The organism is Streptomyces sp. NPDC051555 (assembly GCF_044454405.1).
GTDB lineage: Bacteria > Actinomycetota > Actinomycetes > Streptomycetales > Streptomycetaceae > Streptomyces.
Genome location: NZ_JBITDP010000002.1, coordinates 433,544 through 452,153, shown reverse-complemented (window position 1 = coordinate 452,153; position 18,610 = coordinate 433,544). Strand labels below are relative to the sequence as shown.

Here is an 18,610-nt window from a genome sequence, read left to right as displayed (position 1 = left end):
CACTGAGGTCGGGGGCGGCGGTGCCGGTGGTGTCGAGGGCGCCGGACGGAGGTGTGGCCGGCGCCGTCCCGGACGGGACGGAGGCGGACCGGACGGGTGCGGGAGGGTCAGAGCTCGCCGACGGCGGTGACCCGGACGACCGCCCGGCCCTCCTCGTCGGAGGCCGCGAGGTCGACCTCGGCGCTGATGCCCCATCCGTGGTCGCCATTGGGGTCGGCGAAGGCCTGGCGGACGCGCCACAGGCCGTGCTCCGCGTCCTCCTCGATCATCAGCAGCTTGGGGCCGCGCGCGTCCGGACCGGTGCCGAGGTCGTCGTACTCGTCCCAGTAGGCGTCCATCGCATCACCCCAGGCATCGGCGTTCCAGCCGGACTCGGAGTCCAGTTCGCCCAGCGCGTGGAGGTTGTCCAGGGCGGCCAGCTCCACCCGACGGAACATGGCGTTGCGGACGAGGACCCGGAAGGCGCGGGCGTTCGCCGTGACCGGCTTGACCTGGTCGGCCTTCTCCTGTGCCTGTTCCGCCGTCTCCACCTCGGGGTTCGCCAGCTGCTCCCACTCGTCGAGCAGGCTGGAGTCGACCTGGCGGACCAGCTCGCCGAGCCAGGCGATGAGGTCCTGGAGGTCCTCGGACTTGAGGTCGTCCGGGATGGTGTGGTCGAGCGCCTTGTAGGCGCCGGCCAGGTAGCGCAGCACGATGCCCTCGGTTCGGGCCAGCTCGTAGTAGGAGGTGAACTCGGTGAAGGTCATCGCGCGCTCGTACATGTCGCGGATGATCGACTTCGGGGAGACCGGGTGGTCGCGGACCCACGGGTGGCTCTTGCTGTACACGTCGTAGGCGTGCAGGAGCAGCTCTTCGAGCGGCTTGGGATAGGTGACGTCCTGGAGGCGCTCCATCCGCTCCTCGTACTCGATCCCGTCGGCCTTCATCGCGCCCACGGCGATGCCGCGCTCCTTGTTCTGCTGCGCGGCGAGGATCTGGCGCGGGTCGTCCAGCGTGGACTCCACGACCGAGACCATGTCCAGCGCGTAGGAGGGGGACTCCGGGTCCAGCAGGTCGAAGGAGGCCAGCGCGAAGGTGGACAGCGGCTGGTTCAGCGCGAAGTCCTGCTGGAGGTCGACGGTGAGCCGGATGGTGCGGCCCTCCGCGTCGGGAGCGTCGAGCTTCTCGACCACGCCGCCGTCCAGCAGGGAGCGGTAGATCGCGATGGCCCGGCGGATGTGGCGCAGCTGGTTCTTGCGCGGCTCGTGGTTGTCCTCCAGGAGGTGGCGCATGGCCTGGAAGGCGTCGCCGGGGCGGGCGATGACCGACAGCAGCATGATGTTGGTGACCTTGAAGCGCGAGGTCAGCGGCTCCGGGTCGGCGCCGATCAGCTTCTCGAACGTGGTGTCGGACCAGGCGACGAAGCCCTCGGGGGCCTTCTTGCGGACCACCTTGCGGCGCTTCTTCGGGTCGTCGCCGGCCTTCGCCAGGGCCTTCTCGTTCTCGATCACGTGCTCGGGCGCCTGGGCGACCACGTACCCCGCGGTGTCGAAGCCCGCCCGTCCGGCCCGACCGGCGATCTGGTGGAACTCGCGCGCCCGCAGCGTGCGCACCCGGTTGCCGTCGTACTTGGTGAGCGCGGTGAAGAGCACGGTGCGGATCGGGACGTTCACGCCGACGCCGAGCGTGTCGGTGCCGCAGATGACCTTGAGCAGACCCGCCTGGGCCAGCTTCTCGACCAGCCGCCGGTACTTCGGCAGCATGCCCGCGTGGTGCACGCCGATGCCGTGGCGGACGTAGCGCGAGAGGTTCTGGCCGAACTTGGTGGTGAAGCGGAAGTGGCCGATCAGCTCGGCGATCTTGTCCTTCTCCTCACGCGTGCACATGTTGATGCTCATCAGCGACTGCGCCCGCTCGACCGCCTGGGCCTGGGTGAAGTGCACGATGTACACGGGTGCCTGCCGGGTCTCCAGCAGCTCGGTGATGGTGTCGGTGATCGGCGTGGTGACGTACTCGTACGACAGCGGGACGGGCCGGGTCGCGGAGCGGACCAACGAGGTCGGGCGCCCGGTGCGCCGGGTCAGGTCCTCCTCGAACCGCTTCATGTCACCGAGGGTGGCCGACATCAGAATGAACTGTGCCTGCGGGAGCTCCAAGAGCGGGATCTGCCAGGCCCAGCCACGGTCCGGTTCGGCGTAGAAGTGGAACTCGTCCATCACGACCTGGCCGATGTCGGCGTTCTTGCCGTCGCGCAGCGCGATGGAGGCCAGTACCTCGGCGGTGCAGCAGATCACCGGGGCGTCCGAATTGACCGAGGCGTCGCCGGTCAGCATGCCGACGTTCTCGGTGCCGAAGAGCTTGCACAGGTCGAAGAACTTCTCCGACACCAGGGCCTTGATCGGCGCGGTGTAGAAGGTGACCTTGTCCTGGGCCAGTGCGGTGAAGTGCGCTCCGGCGGCCACCAGGCTCTTCCCGGAGCCGGTCGGCGTGGAGAGGATCACGTTCGCGCCCGAGACGACCTCGATCAGGGCCTCCTCCTGCGCCGGGTACAGGGTGATGCCCTGGTCCTCCGCCCACGAGGAGAAAGCCTCGAAGAGGGCGTCGGGGTCGGCGTTCGGCGGGAGCTGATCAATGAGGGTCACACCCCCCATCTTGCCTGGCTTCCCGCCGGATGAGGGAACCGGCGGCGGGAAAGAAGATCATCGACGGTACGCTGTGCCGTCGACCGGGTCCGAACGAAACCGTCAACTGGGCCCGACCTCCACACCACTGGGGCGGGAACGACATGATGGGTCCGGCGCACTCACTCTCCGGGGCAGCGGCCTGGCTGGGGGTGGGCGCGGCGACCGCGGCCGCCGGCTACCCCATGCCCTGGCCGGTCCTCGTCGTCGGGGCGCTCATCTGCGCGGGCGCTGCCCTGGCCCCCGACCTCGACCACAAGTCGGCGACGATCTCGCGCGCCTTCGGGCCGCTGTCCCGCGGCCTGTGCGAGGTGGTCGACAAGATCTCCTACGCTGTCTACAAGGCCACCCGCGCCCCGCGCGACGCCCGCCGGACCGGCGGCCACCGCACCCTCACCCACACCTGGCTGTGGGCCGTCCTGATCGGTGGCGGAGCTTCGGCCCTGGCGGTCACCACGGACCGCTGGGGCGTCCTGGCCCTGCTCTTCGTCCACCTCGTGCTCGCCGTCGAGGGTCTGCTCTGGCGGGCCGCCCGGATGTCCAGCGACGTACTCGTCTGGCTCCTCGGCGCCACCAGTGCCTGGATACTGGCCGGTGTGCTGGACCAGCCCGGCAACGGCGCGAACTGGCTGTTCACCGGTCCCGGCCAGGAGTACCTGTGGCTCGGCCTGCCGATCGTGCTCGGCGCCCTGGTCCACGACATCGGGGACGCCCTGACCGTGTCGGGCTGCCCCGTCCTGTGGCCCATCCCGATCGCCGGCAAGCGCTGGTACCCGATCGGCCCGCCGAAGATGATGCGCTTCCGCGCGGGCAGCTGGGTCGAGCTGAAGGTCCTCATGCCGGTGTTCATGCTGCTCGGCGGCGTCGGCGGCGCAGCGGCGCTCGGCTTCATCTAGGGCGATCAGGGCGATGCCGAGTTGCTCCGGCGAGGGCCTGAATCAAGGGCGGCGGGGTGGCTGCTCCGATGGATGGTCGGACCCACCGGCGTCGCTATCCGGATATGAGGGGACGGTATTCAGCCATGGACGATTGGTTTTCGCAGTCAGGTAGTGGAGCGCGATTCGATTGGGGGCCCGTCGGCGCGCAGCGGCTCGCGGCGGGCGTCGCGTGTGTGGTGGTCGTCGACGTGTTGTCGTTCACGACCTCGGTGACGGTGGCCGTGGAGTCCGGGACGCGAGTCTTCCCCTATGCCTGGCGTGACGAGTCCGCGTCGAGGTTCGCCGATGAGATGGGGGCACGGTTGGCCGTCGGTCGGCGGACGGCCACGCCGGCGTTCCCGTGGTCGCTGTCCCCGGCGGCGCTGCGGAGTGCCCCGTTCACCCCGCGCCTGGTCCTGCCCTCTCCCAACGGTTCCGCGATCGCCGCCGCGGCCGGGGAGGCGTTGGTGATCGCCGGTTGCCTGCGCAATGCGTCGGCGGTGGGCCGTTGGCTCGCCCGTCAGGGCTTCGGAACCGTCGACCGCCCGGTCGCCGTGATCGCATCGGGCGAGCGATGGCCCGACGGCACTCTGCGCCCCGCGCTGGAGGATCTGCTCGGCGCCGGAGCGGTCCTCGCGACCCTACGGAAGCACAGTGGCGGCCCGCTGTCGCCCGAAGCGGCCGCCGCGGCCGACTGCTTCGAGGCGACGCCGGATGTCGTGATCGCGGTCACCAGCAGCGCATCCGGTCGAGAGCTCACGGGCGGAGGCTTCGCCGGGGACGTGGACATCGCCACCGAAGTGGACGCCTGCGACATCGTCCCGATCCTGACCGACGGAGCGTTCACGGCAGGTGGGTGACCGCCCCCCGCCGGGGTGGCTCTGGCCGTGGCTGCCGGACGGGCCGACGCCACCACCCGCGCCCCCGGCCGGACATGCCGACCGGTCGGACAGTCTCACGGTGAGTCCCAGCCAATGCGGCCGCATCCCGGCGTCGAACTCCTTTACGGGTGGGTAACGTCGGTTGGGGCGAAGCCCGCTGGCGCGGGTCGAGAACGGGGGAACCGTGAGCGGGATAGTGGTCTACCTGCCGCAAGGGAACGACGGCGTGGGCGAGGAGCCTTTCGGCGACGCAGTGACATTACGGCTCGGGCCAGGTGAAACGGCCCGGTTCGGGCGGGGGTCCACGACGACGCCGGTGGAACTGCGGCTCGTCGACCCGGCGATCTCCCGGTTGGCGGGGGAGATCCGGGTGACCGAAGACCACTGGCAGCTCAGCAACCACAGTGCCCACCAGAGCTATCTGGTGGAGAACCCCGAAGGGGCGGGGGAGTACCTCCGGGTGCCGCCGCGCCGGGCCGGGGCGCCCATTCCCTTCGAGTTCTCGCGGGTGGTGCTGCCCACGCGCGGCGACTCCACCGTCTCCTTCCAGGTGTTCGCGCCCGACCACGTCTACCTGGACCCGGACGTCATGCGAGCCGCGGCGGGTCGCGGCGGTCCCGGGGGGAGCCGTACCGTCAACGCCTACTCCCTGGACGAGACGGCCACCTATTTCCTCGTCCTGGTCGCGCTCTGCGAACCGCGCCTGCGGGACGAGTCGCCGGTCGCGGTGCCGACCACTCCCGAGATCGTCGAGCGACTCAAAGGACACGCCGCCTGCGCACTGTTGACGGCGCGTGCGGTCAGCTCCCACATCGACTACCTCGCCGAGGAGAAGATGCGGATCAGCGCCCCGGCGGAGTGCGATCCCCGCCGCAGCACACGGCGCAACGGCAAGCGGGAGACGCTCGTCGGACTCGCCCTGCGGTTCGGGCTCGTCCGGGAGGAGCACCTCGCGCTGTTGCCGCCCCGCTTCCCGGCCGGCACGCGCAAGCGGGAGACGGTGCGATGACCCCCGCAGGGCGTCCCGCGGCGGGCGCGGGAGCGGACCGAGATGGCCGGCGGGCCGGAGGAGCAGACGGTGCACGGCACGGCCGACACAGCGGGAAGTGAGTGCGCGCGGCCCCTTCCGCGCGGATACCGCGTCGGCGCCTGGGAGGTCGTCGAGCCGATCGCGGCAGGCGGCTGGGCCACGGTCTACGCGGGACGCCCCGTCGACGGCGCCCCCCGCGCCCGGGCGTCCGCCGACGGTCCGGTGCGCGACGCGGTTCCGGACACCGGCCCGGGTCCCGACACCGGCCCGGGTCCCGATGTGGATCCCGCCCCCGCCGACGTCGCGCTCAAGTTCCTGCCGACCGCCGGACTCTCCCCGCGCCAGGCCCGGTCGGTCGCGGAGGCCGCGCGTCGCGAGGTCGAGCTGTGCAGCCGTTCCCGCCACCCGCGCCTGATCAGGCTCCTGGACTCCGTCGTGCTCAGCGACCCGGACCAGCCGTTCCTGGACGGCGCGATCGTCCTGGTCATGGAACGGGCCCGGTGCAGCCTGCGCGACCTGTTGGCCGAGCCGGTGAGCGAGGCGGAGGGGTCCAGACTGATCGAGGAGGTCTGCGAGGGCCTCGCCCACCTGCACCGCACCGGGTGGGTGCACGGCGACCTCAAACCGGACAACGTCCTGATCATGGACGACGGTTCGGCCAAGCTCGCGGACTTCGGCATCGCCACGGAACTGACCGGCATCGAAGGCACCCACGGGTACGCACCCCCGATGGGCACTTTCGACTACCTCCCGCCCGAACGCTGGAAGGCCCCGCTCGGCGAGCGCGGGGTGGAGGTCCGCCCGAGCGCCGACATCTGGGCGCTGGGCATCGTGATCCACGAGGTGTTCGCCGCCGGAGCCTCGCCCTTCCCCGGCGCCACCCCGATGGCGCGCGGCGCCGTGGCGCAGGAGTACGCCGACGGACGGGCACCGTTGCGGCTGGACACCGCGGTGCCGCCGTTCTGGCGCGCGCTCGCGACCGACTGCCTGGCTCCGAACCACGTCACGCGCGCCCCCCACACCGCCGGCAGCCTGCACACCCGCATCGCGGCCCGCACGGCGTCCGACCGCGCGGCGTCCGACCGCACCGGGGCCGCACGCCCCGCCGCGCGGCGGCGCGGCCGGGCCCTCGCCGCCCTCGCGGCCGTCGCCGTGTGCGGGGCGCTCGCCGCGGGCTGGGCGTACGCCGTGCGGGGCGATGGCGGATCCGCGCCGCCCGGGGCGAACGGGAACTCGGCGAGCGGCCGGATGACCGAAGCGTCGTACCCGGTCGTGGTGTTCAACGCCGAGCACAGCTGCCTGGCCCGGACGGACCGGGACGCACAGTGCAGCCTCGGCCTGGCGATCGACCCCCTGCGGCCGTACACCACCGACAACGTCGTGGCGACCCGGGTGTGGCACGGCGACGTCCTCGACGCCGACTGCCAACTCCCCGACGGGATGCCCATCATCGACGAGTCGGGCACGCGCTCGACCCAGTGGTACCACGTCCACCTCCCTCCCGGATCGGCCCGCCCCGACGCCTGGCTGCCCGCCGTACGCACCGAGGGCAGCCCCCCGCTGCCGACGTGCCCGGCGCCACCGACCGGCACCGGGAACCAGAGGTAGCGGACACCACCGCGCGCTGTCACTCCGGAGCGTTCCGGATGCGGTCCCGCCCTGCCCCGCCCGTACGTTGTGGCCCGTCGGTCCGCGGACCGCACCCCCCACACGGAGGCCGACGCAAGGCGAACCGCAGCGAAGGAGCAGGCTGGTGCGTGGCGAGGCGGTACGACGTACGAGATCGAGAACAGTGGTCCTCCTGGTCATGACGGCCGTGTCCGCCCTGTGCGCCCCGGCCCGGGCACAGGGAGTCCAGCGGGTGCCCGGCCCCCTCGGCCACACCGCGACCGCCGAAATGTTCTGCGACATCCCGGCGCAGCGGGACATCGCGGTGACGCGCAAGGTCTACGAGGTCGGTCAGCGCATGAACGTCTCCGACAAGGTGATGCTCGCAGGCTTCGAGACCGGATGGGTCGAGTCCCGCATGAACAACCTCGATTGCGGGGACCGGGACTCGCTCGGCGTCTTCCAGCAGCGGCCCTCGCAGGGGTGGGGCTCGCGGGAGCAGATCCTCGACGTCGACTACGCGGCGGGCACGTTCTTCGAGGTGGCCCTCCAGATGGAGCCCGGCATGGAGGGCAGCACCCCCGGCCAACTCGCGCAGGCCGTCCAGCGCTCCGCCTATCCGGACCGGTACGACGCGGTGGAGGGAGCCGCCCGGGCGCAGCGGGACGAGGCCTTCCAGCCGTACGGCGCGATCGGGGCGAAGTACGAGGGCCTGGGCGGCCACGGCGGCCCCCTCGGCCGGCCGGTCCGCGCCGAGGAGGCGGCCATGATGGGCGCCCGCTTCCAGGGCTTCCAGAACGGGATCGTCCTCTGGCACCCGGACGAGGCCCACGCGATCTACGGGGACATCCTGGCCAAGTTCTGGGCGACGGACGCGGAGCGGGCCTGGGGGTTCCCCACGATGGACGAGGCGGACGCCGCGCAGGCACCAGACGGAACCCGCGGCCGTTACCAGTTCTTCGAGCGGGGGTTGTTCATGTGGACGAGGCGGGCGGCAAGGCCCAGCGCTTCCAGAAGGTCACCATCCACTGGAACCCCGCCCGGGGCACCTGGACCACCACCAACTGACGACCATCCATTCGCTTCGTGATCAGGAGATCATGGTGAACGAGCAGCACCGGCCCACCCGCAGGAACCTCCTCAAGACCGTCGGCGGGCTCTCCGCGGCGATGGCCCTCGGCGCCGGGGGCGTCCTCGCCTCCGCCACGTCGGCCGCGGCGGTCGGCGACGCGGGCGGCCTGCACATCGTGGACCGCGGCGAGGGCGACCCCCGCATGTGGTACTACCGGTTCCAGACCGACGCGATCGGCTGGCAGCCGGCCGTCAACGTCCTGCTGCCGGACGACTACCACTGGAGCGGGCGCACCTACCCCGTCCTCTACCTGTTCCACGGCGGCGGCACCGACCAGGACTTCATCACCTTCGACCGCCTCCGCATCCGCGAACTGACCCAGGGCAAGCCGATCATCGTCGTGATGCCCGACGGCGGGCACGCGGGCTGGTACTCCAACGCCGTCACCTCCAACGTCGGCCCCCGCAACTGGGAGACCTTCCACATCGGGCAGCTGATCCCCTGGGTCGAGGCCAACTTCCGGACCTTCGCCGAATACGACGGTCGCGCCGTCTCCGGTTTCTCGATGGGCGGCTTCGGCGCCCTGAAGTACGCGGCCAAGTACTGGGGCCACTTCGCCTCGGTGAGTTCCCACTCCGGCCCCGCCAGCCTGCGCCGCGACAGCGGAGCCGTCGTGCACTGGGCGAACGCCTCCTCGGGCGTCCTGGACCTCGGCGGCGGCACGGTCTACGGCGTTCCGTGGGACCAGGCCAGGGTCACCGCCGACAACCCGATGGAACGCATCGAGAGCTACCGCAACAAGCGGGTCTTCCTCGTCGCGGGCACCAGCCCCGACCGGACGAACGCCTTCGACACCTTCAACGAGACCCAGGTGCTCGCCGGACAACGGGAGTTCCGCGGCGCCCTCGACCGGGTCGGGATCGCGCACGAGTCGCACGAGGAGCCCGGCGGCCACTTCGTCCGCGACTACATGTTGACCCGGGACCTCGACGGCATCATCGACCGGCTCCGCAAGGCGTGAACGAACGTGCCCCGTACCGTCCCCCTCGAAGGGACGGTACGGGGCACGCGCTCACGGGGCGGACCCTCCTGCTCAGCCGTGCCAGGAGCGCCACAGCGCCGCGTACGCGCCGTCCGCCGCGACCAGTTCGTCGTGGGACCCCAGCTCGCTGATCCGGCCGGCCTCGACCACCGCGATCACGTCCGCGTCGTGCGCCGTGTGCAGCCGGTGGGCGATGGCCACGACCGTACGGCCCTCCAGCACCCGGGCCAGCGAGCGCTCCAGGTGCCGGGCCGCCCGCGGATCCAGCAGCGAGGTCGCCTCGTCCAGCACCAGCGTGTGCGGATCGGCCAACACCAGCCGGGCCAGCGCGATCTGCTGCGCCTGCGCCGGGGTGAGCGCCGCGGCGCCGGAACCGACCTCGGTGTCCAGCCCGTCCTCCAGCGCCCTGGCCCACTCGTCCGCGTCCACCGCGCCCAGCGCGGCCCACAACTCCGCGTCCTCGGCGCCCGACCGGGCGAGGCGCAGGTTGTCGCGCAGGCTTCCCACGAACACGTGGTGTTCCTGGTTGACCAGCGCCACGTGCGCGCGCACCCGCTCCGCGGGCATCTGCGACAGCTCGGCCCCGCCGAGCGTGACCTCGCCCGAGCGCGGCGCGTAGATGCCCGCCAGCAGCCTGCCCAGCGTGGACTTGCCCGCTCCCGAGGGCCCGACCAGCGCCATCCGGGTCCCCGGCGGCACCGACAGGGACACCTGGTGCAGTACGTCCACCCCCTCGCGGTAGCCGAACCGGACCGAGTCGGCCCGTACGTCGCGCCCGTCGGGCACCACCTGCTCGTCGCCCGCGTCGGGCTCGATCTCGCGCACCCCGACCAGCCGGGCCAGGGAGACCTGGGCGATCTGGAGTTCGTCGTACCAGCGCAGGATCAGCCCGATCGGGTCGACCATCATCTGGGCCAGCAGCGCGCCGGTGGTCATCTGACCCACCGACATCCACCCCTGGAGGACGCAGTAGCCGCCGATCAGCAGCACCGAGCCGAGGATCGTCACGTACGTGACGTTGATGACCGGGAAGAGGACCGACCGGAGGAACAGCGTGTAGCGCTCCCAGGCCGTCCATTCCTTGATGCGCTGCTCGGACAGGGCGATCCGGCGCCCGCCCAGGCGGTGCGCCTCGACCGTGCGGCCCGCGTCCACCGTCTCGGTGAGCACCGCGGCGACCGCCGCGTAGCCCGCCGACTCCGACCGGTACGCGGAGGGCGCCCGTTTGAAGTACCACCGGCAGCCGAACACCAGGACCGGCAGGGCCACCAGGGCGGCCAGCGCCAGCGGCGGCGCGGTCACGGCGAGGGCCCCGAAGAGCAGCCCCGCCCACACCACGCCGATGGCCAGCTGGGGCACCGCCTCGCGCATCGCGTTGGCGAGCCGGTCGATGTCCGTGGTGATCCGGGACAGCAGGTCACCGGTGCCCGCGCGCTCCAGTACGCCCGGCGGCAGGCCCACCGAACGGACCAGGAAGTCCTCGCGCAGATCCGCCAGCATCTCCTCGCCGAGCACGGCCCCGCGCAGCCGGACCGTCCGGACGAAGAGCGTCTGGACGAGCAGGGCCAGCGCGAACAGCAGCGCGACGCGCCCCAGGTGCAGTTCGCGCGCCCCCGCCGCGAGATCGTCCACCACCTGACCGAGCAGGTAGGGGCCGACCATGGACGAGATCACCGCGACCGCGTTGACCGTGACCAGGAGGACGAAAGCCCGTCGGTGCCGCCGCAGCAGCCCGCGCACATAGCCCCGAACCGTCGCCGACGTGCCCACCGGAAGGGTGGCGACGGTCTCGGGGGCGGCCGGATCGTACTCCGGCGCCACCACGCCGATCATGCTGATTCCTCGATCTCTGTGAGTTCCCGCAATGTGTCGAGCCCCTCGACCGCGTCGAGCAGCTGTTCCTCGTCCGTCTCGCGCGTGACGACCGCGCGGTAGCGCGGCTCGTCCTGCAGCAGTTCACGGTGCGTACCGACCGCCGAGACCGTGCCGCCGTCGACCAGGACGACCCGGTCGGCGCGGTCCAGCAGCAGCGGCGACGAGGCCAGGACCACCGTGGTGCGCCCCGCGCGCAGCGCCGCGACGCCGCCCGCGATCCGGGCCTCGGTGTGGGAGTCGACCGCGGAGGTCGGCTCGTCCAGCACCAGCACGTCCGGGTCGGTGACCAGCGAGCGCGCCAGCGCGAGCCGCTGGCGCTGGCCGCCCGACAGCGAGCGTCCGCGCTCGGTGATCCGCGCGTCCATCGGGTCGTCCACGCCGTCGGGCGCGGACTGCGTCAGCGCGTCCAGCACGTCCGCGCACTGGGCGGCCGCCAGGGCCTCCGCGGCCCCGACCGCGCCGGAGGCCGGTACGTCGAGCAGGTCGCGCAGCGTGCCGGAGAGCAGCACCGGGTCCTTGTCCTGGACGAGCACCAGCGTGCGCGCCGTGTCCAGCTCCAGTTCGTCGAGCGCGACCCCGCCCAGCAGCACGGAAGGGCTGCCGACGGCGTCGGCGGGATGCCCGCCGAGGCGCTCCGCCAGCCGTCCCGCCAGGTCCGGGTCCCCGCAGACCACCGCGGTGAACAGGCCGGCGGGGGCCAACAGCCCGGTCTCCGGGTCGTAGAGGTCCCCTCCGGGAGCCGGCGCGGCGGGCGGCTGAGCGTCTGCTGCCTCCGCCTCCGCCTCCGCCTTCGCGGCCGCCGGCTCCGTCGGTGTGTCGGCCGGGGTGCCCGGCTCCGTGTCGGGGGCGGGTTCGGTCCCGGGGTCCGTACGGGTCAGCGACAGCACCCGGGCGGCCCGCTTGGCCGACGGCCGCGAGAAGGAGTACGCCATGGCGATCTCCTCGAAGTGCCGCAGCGGGTAGAGCATCAGCGCCACCGCGCTGAACACGGCGACGAGTTCGCCCACCGTGATCCGCCCGTCGAGGACGAGCTCGGCGCCGTACCAGACCACGGTGATGAGGAGCAGGCCCGGCAGCAGGACCTGGATCGCAGAGATCAGCGCCCACATCCGAGCGCTGCGCACGGCGGCCTTGCGGACCTCCTGCGACGCTTCGCGGTAGCGGCCGAGGAAGAGTTCCTCGCCGCCGATGCCGCGCAGCACGCGCAGCCCGGCCACGGTGTCGGAGGCCAGTTCGGTGGCCCTGCCCGCCTTCTCGCGCTGGACGTCCGCGCGTTGGGTGGCGTGCGGCAGCAACGGCAGCACGGCCACGGCCAGTACGGGAACCCCGATCGCCACGACCACGCCGAGCGCGGGCGCGTAGAGGACCAGGCCCACGCAGATCACGACGACGGCGAAGGCGGCGGCGAGGAAGCGGGAGACCGCCTCGACGAACCAACCGATCTTCTCGACGTCGCCCGTGGACACCGCCACCACCTCGCCGGCCGCGACGCGTCGGCTGAGGGCGGCGCCCAACTCGGCGGTCTTGCGGGCGAGGAGCTGCTGGACGCGGGCGGCGGCGGTGATCCAGTTGGTCACGGCCGTCCGGTGCAGCATCGTGTCACCGAGCGAGATGGCGATCCCGAGCAGCAGGATGAGCCCGCCGACCAGGATCAACCGGGTTCCGTCGCGGTCCACGACCGCCTCGACACCGAGCCCGACGGCGAAGGGCAGGCCCGCGATCCCGCAGTGGTGCATCAGCCCCCAGCACAGGCTCTTGAACTGCCCGCCCAGCTGATTGCGCCCCAGCCACAGCAGGAACCGGGGCCCGGATCGCGCGTCGGGTACCCCTGGGTCCGGATACGGAAGATCGCTGATCTGCATGACGCCCCATGACTCGGTAGTGGTTCAAACCGTGCAAGGTTCGCCTTTGAACAGCATGCGGGGCAATCGATTTTCCGTTGTTCCGACGAGAACCGGCCATGGTCGTCCGGGGATCGGAGACCGTTCGAGGGGCGCTCTCAGGGGCGGGTGGCCCGCTCCAGTTCGAGGAGCGCCGAGTAGTAGGAGTGCCCGGTGGCCCGGTCCATGCCCACCTCGCACATGCGGTTCGCGGACAGGTGCACGTCGTAGGACCGCGCCGCGACCTCCGCCGCCTCGCGCGCCGTCGCGGCGTCCGTCAGCTCGGGGTGCAGCATGCCGCGGTCCCCGGCGAAGGCGCAGCATCCCGCGTCGTCCGGCACGACCACCTCCCGGGCGCAGGCCTCGGCCACCGCCCGCAGGTGGGCCTCGTCACCCAGATGGCGCATCGAGCAGGTCGGATGCAGCACCGCCGAACCGACCGTGCGCAGCACCTCCAGATGCGGCAGCAGATCCTCGGCCGCCCAGACGACGGAGTCGACGACCGTGAGTTCGGCGTGGAGCTCGCGGTTGTCCGCGCTCAGGTACGGGACCACCTCGTGCGCGATGCCCAGGGTGCAGGAGGAGGCGTCGACGACCAGCGGCAGCCGCCCGCCCGCGGTCCAGCCCCAGGCGGCCTCCACGATGCGGTTGGCCATCAGCCGGTTTCCGGCGTCGTAGCCCTTGGAATGCCAGATCGTCGCGCAGCAGGTCCCGGTGACGTCCCCGGGGATCCACACGGGCTTGCCCGCCCGCTCGGACAGGGCGACCACCGCCTCGGGCAGCGACGGGCCGCCCCCGGCGCCCCCGGCGCCCCCGGCGTCGTGACCGCGGTCGGCGCCCGGGCCTCCGAAGATCCGGTTGACGCAGGCCGGGTAGTAGACGGCCGAGGCGCCGACCCGCCGGGTGACGGGCAGGGCGCGGGCGGCGGCGCCCGGGATCTGGGGCAGCCACTGCGGGACCAGGTCCGGCCGTACGGCCTTGCGCGCGACCCCCGTGACCAGCCGCAACGGACCGTCCCCGACCCGGTCGGTGATCCGGTCGGCCGCGGCGACCGCGAGCCGGGCCGCCGTCTCCACGGCCCCGAACCGCTTCGCGACGAGCGCGGCCGTCCGTTCCTCGCGCGGGCTGTGCCTGCGGTGGCGGAAGTCCTTCATCAGGGCGCCGGTGTCGATGCCGACCGGACAGGCGAGTTTGCAGGTGGAATCGCCCGCACAGGTGTCCACCGCGTCGTAGCCGTAGGAGGCGAGCAGCCCGTCCAGCACGGGGGAGCCGGGCTGCTGGCGCATCATCTCGCGGCGCAGCACGATCCGCTGCCGCGGGGTGGTCGTCAGGTCCTTGCTGGGGCAGGTCGGCTCGCAGAACCCGCACTCGATGCAGGGGTCGGCGACGGCCTCCACCCGCGGGATGGTCTTGAGCCCGCGCAGGTGGGCCCGCGGATCGCGGTCGAGCAGGATCCGCGGCGCGAGCACGGCGTCGGGGTCGACGACCTGCTTGGTGCGCCACATCAGCTCGGTGGCCGCCGCGCCCCATTCCAGTTCGAGGAAGGGGGCCATGTTGCGTCCCGTGGAGTGTTCGGCCTTCAGCGAGCCGTCGAAGCGCTCGACGGTCAGCCGGCAGAAGGCGTCCATGAAGGCCCCGTACCGCTCGACGTCGGCGGGCAGCGCGGCGTCGAAGGCCAGCAGGAAGTGCAGGTTGCCGTGGGCCGCGTGACCGGCGACGGCGGCGTCGAAACCGTGCTCCGCCTGGAGTTCCAGCAGCGCCGCGCAGGCCTCGGCGAGGCGGGAGGGCGGGACGGCGAAGTCCTCGGTGATCAGGGTGGTGCCCGCGGCGCGGGCCCCGCCGACGGCGGTGACGAAGGCCTTGCGGGCCTTCCAGTAGCCGGCGATGGTCGCGGCGTCGGTGGTGAAGGCGTTGGTCACCGAGGCCACCGGCGCGACCAGCTCCAGCCCCGCGACCACCTCGGCCGCCCGCCGTTCATAGACCTCCCGGCCCGAGGCGTCCGGCGCCCGGAACTCCACGAGCAGGGCGGTCGTGTCCTTGGGCAGCGCCGCCCAGTCGGCGGGTACGCCCGCCACGCTGACCGAGGCGCGCAGCGTGTTGCCGTCCATCAGCTCGACCGCGATCGCGCCCGCCGCGTTGAAGAGCGCAACGGCTGCCGCGGCGGCGGGCAGCGAGGGGAAGAAGAGCAGACCGCTGTACAGCTCGCGGTCCAGCGGCAGGGTGTCGAAGACCAGCTCGGAGAGGAAACCGAGGGTGCCTTCGGAACCGACCATCAGCCCGCGCAGGATCTCCACCGGGGTGGTCCCGTCGAGGTAGGCGTCCAGCCGGTAGCCGGTGGTGTTCTTGATCTCGTACTTGGCGCGGATCCGGGCGGTCAGCCGGTGATCGGCCTCGATCTCCCGCTTGATCTCCATCAGCGCGCGGCACAGCGCGGGTTCGGCGCGCGCCAGCTCCTCGTCGGCCAGCGGGTCCGCGGTGTCCACGACGGTGCCGCCCGGCAGCACGAAGGTGAGCGAGGACAGGGTGCGGTACGAGTTCCGCGTGGTCCCCGCGGTCATGCCCGAGGCGTTGTTCGCGACCACCCCGCCGAGCGTGCAGGCGATCGCGCTGGCCGGGTCGGGGCCGAGCACCCGGCCGTGCCGGGCGAGCGCGGCGTTGGCGCGCAGCACGGTGGTCCCGGGGCGGATCCGGGCGCGCAGCCCGTCCTCCAGCACCTCGACGCCCGCCCAGTGGCGGCGCACGTCGACCAGGATGTCCTCGCCCTGGGACTGGCCGTTGAGCGAGGTCCCGGCGGCCCGGAAGACCACCTCGCGCTGTTTGCCGTGGGCGTAGGACAGCACGGTCGAGACGTCGTCGATGTCCTCGGCGATCACGACGACCTGCGGCACGAAGCGGTAGGGGGAGGCGTCCGAGGCGTAGCGGACCAGGTCGGAGACCTGCCACAGCACCTTGTCGGAGCCCAGCAGCGCGATCAACTCGGAGCGCAGCGGCTCGGGCGTGCCGGCCGCCAGTCGCTCGGGCACCCGGTCGGGGGCCGGACCGCTGACGGTGCGCGGGCGCAGGGCCCCCGGCTTCGGCTCCAGCAGCGGCATGGGTGCCCCCTGGGCTAGGCGCTCCGCGTCAGCAGCCGCGCTCCGCCCGCCCGTCGGCCGGTACGTCGGCCGGTCTGTCGGCCAGGGCGTTGAGCAGGCCGCCGAGCAGTTCGCGCTGATCGGTGGTCAACGGAGCCAGGATCTCCTCTGCGGCGCCCGTTCGCGCGTTGCGCAGCCTGCGCAGCGTGGCGCGGCCGGTCTCGGTCAGCTCGATCCGGATGACCCGGCGATTGGCGGTGTCCGGCACCCGGCGCACGCACGCGGCCGCCTCCAGACCGTCGACGAGGGTGGTCACCGCGCGGGGCACGACCTCCAGCCGGGCGGCCAGATCCGCCATTCGGGGAGGTTCCGCTTCGGAGTAGTGGGCGACCGTGCGCAGCAGGCGGGACTGGGCGGGGGTGATCCCGAGGGGCTCCAGATGGCGTTTCTGGATGCGGTGCAGCCGACGGGTCAGGCGCAGCAGCTGCTCGGCGAGGACGCCGTCCGAACTGTCTGGGCTGTCGGTCTCGGAAGCGGTGCTCATACTGGGAAGGGTATCAGGACCAAATTCATTGTGAGTATAGGTAACAATGACCTATGCTCAGTGGAGTCTCGTCAGGACTGTCCTGCCGGGAGCCGTCAAAGGAGGCCCATGCGCCCCGAAGGAAAAGAACCGAAATGGACGCCATCGAAGGAAGCCCTCGACCCCAGTGGCCCCGCCCCCGCCGACCAGCCGCGTGAGCTGCGTCGGATCGCCCGCCTGTTCCGCCCCTACCGGGGTCGGCTCGGCGTCGTGGGCGTGCTGGTCGGCGCCTCGTCGCTGGTCGGCGTCGCCTCGCCGTTCCTGCTGAAGGAGATCCTGGACGTCGCGATCCCCCAGGGGCGTACGGGACTGCTCAGCCTGCTCGCGCTCGGCATGATCCTCACCGCGGTCGTGACCAGCGTCTTCGGCGTGCTCCAGACCCTGATCTCCACCACGGTCGGCCAGCGCGTCATGCACGACCTGCGCACCGCCGTCTACGCACAACTCCAGCGGATGCCACTGGCGTTCTTCACCCGGACCCGCACCGGTGAGGTGCAGTCCCGCATAGCCAACGACATCGGCGGCATGCAGGCCACCGTCACCTCGACGGCGACCTCCCTCGTCTCCAACCTGACGGCCGTGGTCGCCTCGGTCGTCGCGATGCTCGCCCTCGACTGGCGGCTCACCCTCGTCTCGCTGCTCCTGCTGCCGATATTCGTGTGGATCAGCCGTCGGGTCGGCCGCGAGCGCAAGCGGATCACCACCCAGCGCCAGAAGCAGATGGCGGCCATGGCCGCCACGGTCACCGAATCGCTGTCGGTCAGCGGCATCCTGCTGGGCCGCACCATGGGCCGGGCCGACTCGCTGACGCGGTCGTTCTCCGAGGAATCGGAGAAGCTCGTCGGACTGGAGGTCCGCTCCAGCATGGCCGGGCGCTGGCGGATGTCGACCATCGGCATCGTGATGGCCGCGATGCCCGCGATGATCTACTGGGCGGCGGGCGTCGCCCTCCAGTCCGGGGCCCCTTCGCTCTCCGTCGGCACGCTCGTTGCCTTCGTCACCCTCCAGCAGGGGCTGTTCCGGCCCGCTGTGAGCCTGCTGTCGACCGGGGTGCAGATCCAGACCTCGCTGGCCCTCTTCGCCCGCGTCTTCGAATACCTCGACCTGCCGGTGGACATCACCGAGCGCGAGGACGCCGTCCGCCTGGAGCAGGCCAAGGGCGAGATCCGGCTGGAGGGCGTCGACTTCGCCTACGACGCCAAGCATGGCCCCACCCTGACGGGCATCGACATCACGGTCCCGGCGGGCGGCTCCCTCGCCGTGGTCGGCCCGACCGGTTCGGGGAAGAGCACGCTGAGCTACCTGGTGCCCCGGTTGTACGACGTGACGGGCGGCCGGGTCGCCCTCGACGGCATCGACGTCCGCGACCTGGACTTCGACTCCCTGGCCCGCTCGATCGGCGTGGTCAGCCAGGAGACGTACCTCTTCCACGCCTCGGTGGCCGACAACCTCCGCTTCGCCAAGCCGGACGCCACGGACGAGGAGATAGCCCAGGCGGCCAAGGCGGCCCAGATCCACGACCACATCGAGTCCCTGCCCGACGGGTACGACACCCTGGTCGGCGAGCGCGGCTACCGGTTCTCCGGCGGCGAGAAGCAGCGCCTCGCCATCGCCCGCACCATCCTGCGCGACCCGCCGGTACTGATCCTCGACGAGGCCACCAGCGCCCTCGACACGCGCACCGAACACGCCGTGCAGAAGGCCATCGACGCCCTCTCCGAAGGTCGCACCACCATCACCATCGCGCACCGGTTGTCCACCGTCCGCGATGCCGACCAGATCGTGGTCCTCGACGGCGGGACGATCGCCGAACGGGGTACGCACGAGGAGCTGTTGGAGGCTGATGGGCGGTATGCGGCCCTGGTGCGCAGGGACAGCGAGTTGGTTCCGGCCGAGGTGGCGGTGAGGACGCCGACCGTCGCCGTGGCCGTGTGATCGTATGACCGCCACACGGTCGGGATGCCCGAATTGCGGCAGTCTGCGGGTTAGCG

At 71.9% G+C, this 18,610-nt stretch carries 12 protein-coding genes; 7 read left to right on the top strand and 5 right to left on the bottom strand.

Translation table 11 applies throughout. The annotated features are described in order from the left end of the window. Positions 1 to 107 precede the first annotated feature (107 nt). On the bottom strand, positions 108 to 2,621 hold the full coding sequence (locus ACIBEA_RS06440; RefSeq protein ID WP_399258598.1) for a DEAD/DEAH box helicase: 2,514 nt from the start codon (positions 2,619 to 2,621) through the stop codon (positions 108 to 110). Positions 2,622 to 2,764: 143 nt separating this feature from the next. On the opposite strand from ACIBEA_RS06440, the gene ACIBEA_RS06435 reads away from it, so the two are divergent. The 6 genes from ACIBEA_RS06435 to ACIBEA_RS06410 all read left to right on the top strand — a co-directional run bounded on the left by ACIBEA_RS06435 (position 2,765) and on the right by ACIBEA_RS06410 (position 9,189). Then, positions 2,765 to 3,556: a metal-dependent hydrolase gene (locus ACIBEA_RS06435; RefSeq protein ID WP_399258596.1), complete on the top strand. Its 792-nt coding sequence runs from the start codon at positions 2,765 to 2,767 to the stop codon at positions 3,554 to 3,556. Between the two features lie 125 nt (positions 3,557 to 3,681). Then, complete coding sequence (locus ACIBEA_RS06430) at positions 3,682 to 4,437, top strand: 2-phosphosulfolactate phosphatase (protein ID WP_399258594.1); 756 nt, start codon at positions 3,682 to 3,684, stop codon at positions 4,435 to 4,437. 205 nt (positions 4,438 to 4,642) lie between these two features. Then, positions 4,643 to 5,467, top strand: coding sequence for a serine/threonine protein kinase (locus ACIBEA_RS06425; RefSeq protein ID WP_399258592.1), 825 nt, complete (start codon positions 4,643 to 4,645; stop codon positions 5,465 to 5,467). A gap of 42 nt (positions 5,468 to 5,509) precedes the next feature. Beyond that, on the top strand, positions 5,510 to 7,096 hold the full coding sequence (locus tag ACIBEA_RS06420; protein WP_399258590.1) for a serine/threonine-protein kinase: 1,587 nt from the start codon (positions 5,510 to 5,512) through the stop codon (positions 7,094 to 7,096). A gap of 199 nt (positions 7,097 to 7,295) precedes the next feature. After that, entirely contained in the window at positions 7,296 to 8,186 is an 891-nt protein-coding gene (locus tag ACIBEA_RS06415) for an LGFP repeat-containing protein (RefSeq protein WP_399258588.1), read from the top strand. 10 nt (positions 8,187 to 8,196) lie between these two features. Further along, positions 8,197 to 9,189, top strand: a complete 993-nt coding sequence (locus tag ACIBEA_RS06410) for an alpha/beta hydrolase (RefSeq protein WP_399258585.1) — start codon at positions 8,197 to 8,199, stop codon at positions 9,187 to 9,189. Between the two features lie 72 nt (positions 9,190 to 9,261). On the opposite strand, the gene ACIBEA_RS06405 is transcribed toward ACIBEA_RS06410, so the two are convergent. From ACIBEA_RS06405 to ACIBEA_RS06390, 4 genes are all read right to left on the bottom strand, one after another. Beyond that, positions 9,262 to 11,043 carry an ABC transporter ATP-binding protein gene (locus ACIBEA_RS06405; protein WP_399258583.1) on the bottom strand — a complete coding sequence of 594 codons (1,782 nt, stop codon included), beginning with the start codon at positions 11,041 to 11,043 and terminating at the stop codon, positions 9,262 to 9,264. Beyond that, positions 11,040 to 12,947, bottom strand: coding sequence for an ABC transporter transmembrane domain-containing protein (locus ACIBEA_RS06400; RefSeq protein ID WP_399258581.1), 1,908 nt, complete (start codon positions 12,945 to 12,947; stop codon positions 11,040 to 11,042). Before ACIBEA_RS06400 ends, ACIBEA_RS06405 begins: the two co-directional genes overlap by 4 nt. Positions 12,948 to 13,084: 137 nt before the next feature. Next, the gene (locus ACIBEA_RS06395; protein ID WP_399258579.1) at positions 13,085 to 16,057 is read right to left on the bottom strand and encodes an FAD-binding and (Fe-S)-binding domain-containing protein; all 2,973 of its coding nucleotides are present in this window, start codon (positions 16,055 to 16,057) and stop codon (positions 13,085 to 13,087) included. A 28-nt stretch (positions 16,058 to 16,085) separates the two neighbouring features. Further along, positions 16,086 to 16,580, bottom strand: a complete 495-nt coding sequence (locus ACIBEA_RS06390; RefSeq protein WP_399258577.1) for a MarR family winged helix-turn-helix transcriptional regulator — start codon at positions 16,578 to 16,580, stop codon at positions 16,086 to 16,088. A gap of 108 nt (positions 16,581 to 16,688) precedes the next feature. On the opposite strand from ACIBEA_RS06390, the gene ACIBEA_RS06385 reads away from it, so the two are divergent. Next, positions 16,689 to 18,554 carry an ABC transporter ATP-binding protein gene (locus ACIBEA_RS06385; protein WP_399258575.1) on the top strand — a complete coding sequence of 622 codons (1,866 nt, stop codon included), beginning with the start codon at positions 16,689 to 16,691 and terminating at the stop codon, positions 18,552 to 18,554. Positions 18,555 to 18,610 lie beyond the last annotated feature (56 nt).

Coding starts and splice junctions, on each gene's coding strand:
- ACIBEA_RS06415 (WP_399258588.1), top strand. CDS start 7,296: ATGACGGCCGTGTCCGCCCTGTGCGCCCCGGCCCGGGCACAGGGAGTC.
- ACIBEA_RS06435 (WP_399258596.1), top strand. CDS start 2,765: ATGATGGGTCCGGCGCACTCACTCTCCGGGGCAGCGGCCTGGCTGGGG.
- ACIBEA_RS06385 (WP_399258575.1), top strand. CDS start 16,689: ATGCGCCCCGAAGGAAAAGAACCGAAATGGACGCCATCGAAGGAAGCC.
- ACIBEA_RS06395 (WP_399258579.1), bottom strand. CDS start 16,057: ATGCCGCTGCTGGAGCCGAAGCCGGGGGCCCTGCGCCCGCGCACCGTC.
- ACIBEA_RS06405 (WP_399258583.1), bottom strand. CDS start 11,043: ATGATCGGCGTGGTGGCGCCGGAGTACGATCCGGCCGCCCCCGAGACC.
- ACIBEA_RS06420 (WP_399258590.1), top strand. CDS start 5,510: ATGGCCGGCGGGCCGGAGGAGCAGACGGTGCACGGCACGGCCGACACA.
- ACIBEA_RS06400 (WP_399258581.1), bottom strand. CDS start 12,947: ATGCAGATCAGCGATCTTCCGTATCCGGACCCAGGGGTACCCGACGCG.
- ACIBEA_RS06390 (WP_399258577.1), bottom strand. CDS start 16,580: ATGAGCACCGCTTCCGAGACCGACAGCCCAGACAGTTCGGACGGCGTC.
- ACIBEA_RS06410 (WP_399258585.1), top strand. CDS start 8,197: ATGGTGAACGAGCAGCACCGGCCCACCCGCAGGAACCTCCTCAAGACC.
- ACIBEA_RS06430 (WP_399258594.1), top strand. CDS start 3,682: ATGGACGATTGGTTTTCGCAGTCAGGTAGTGGAGCGCGATTCGATTGG.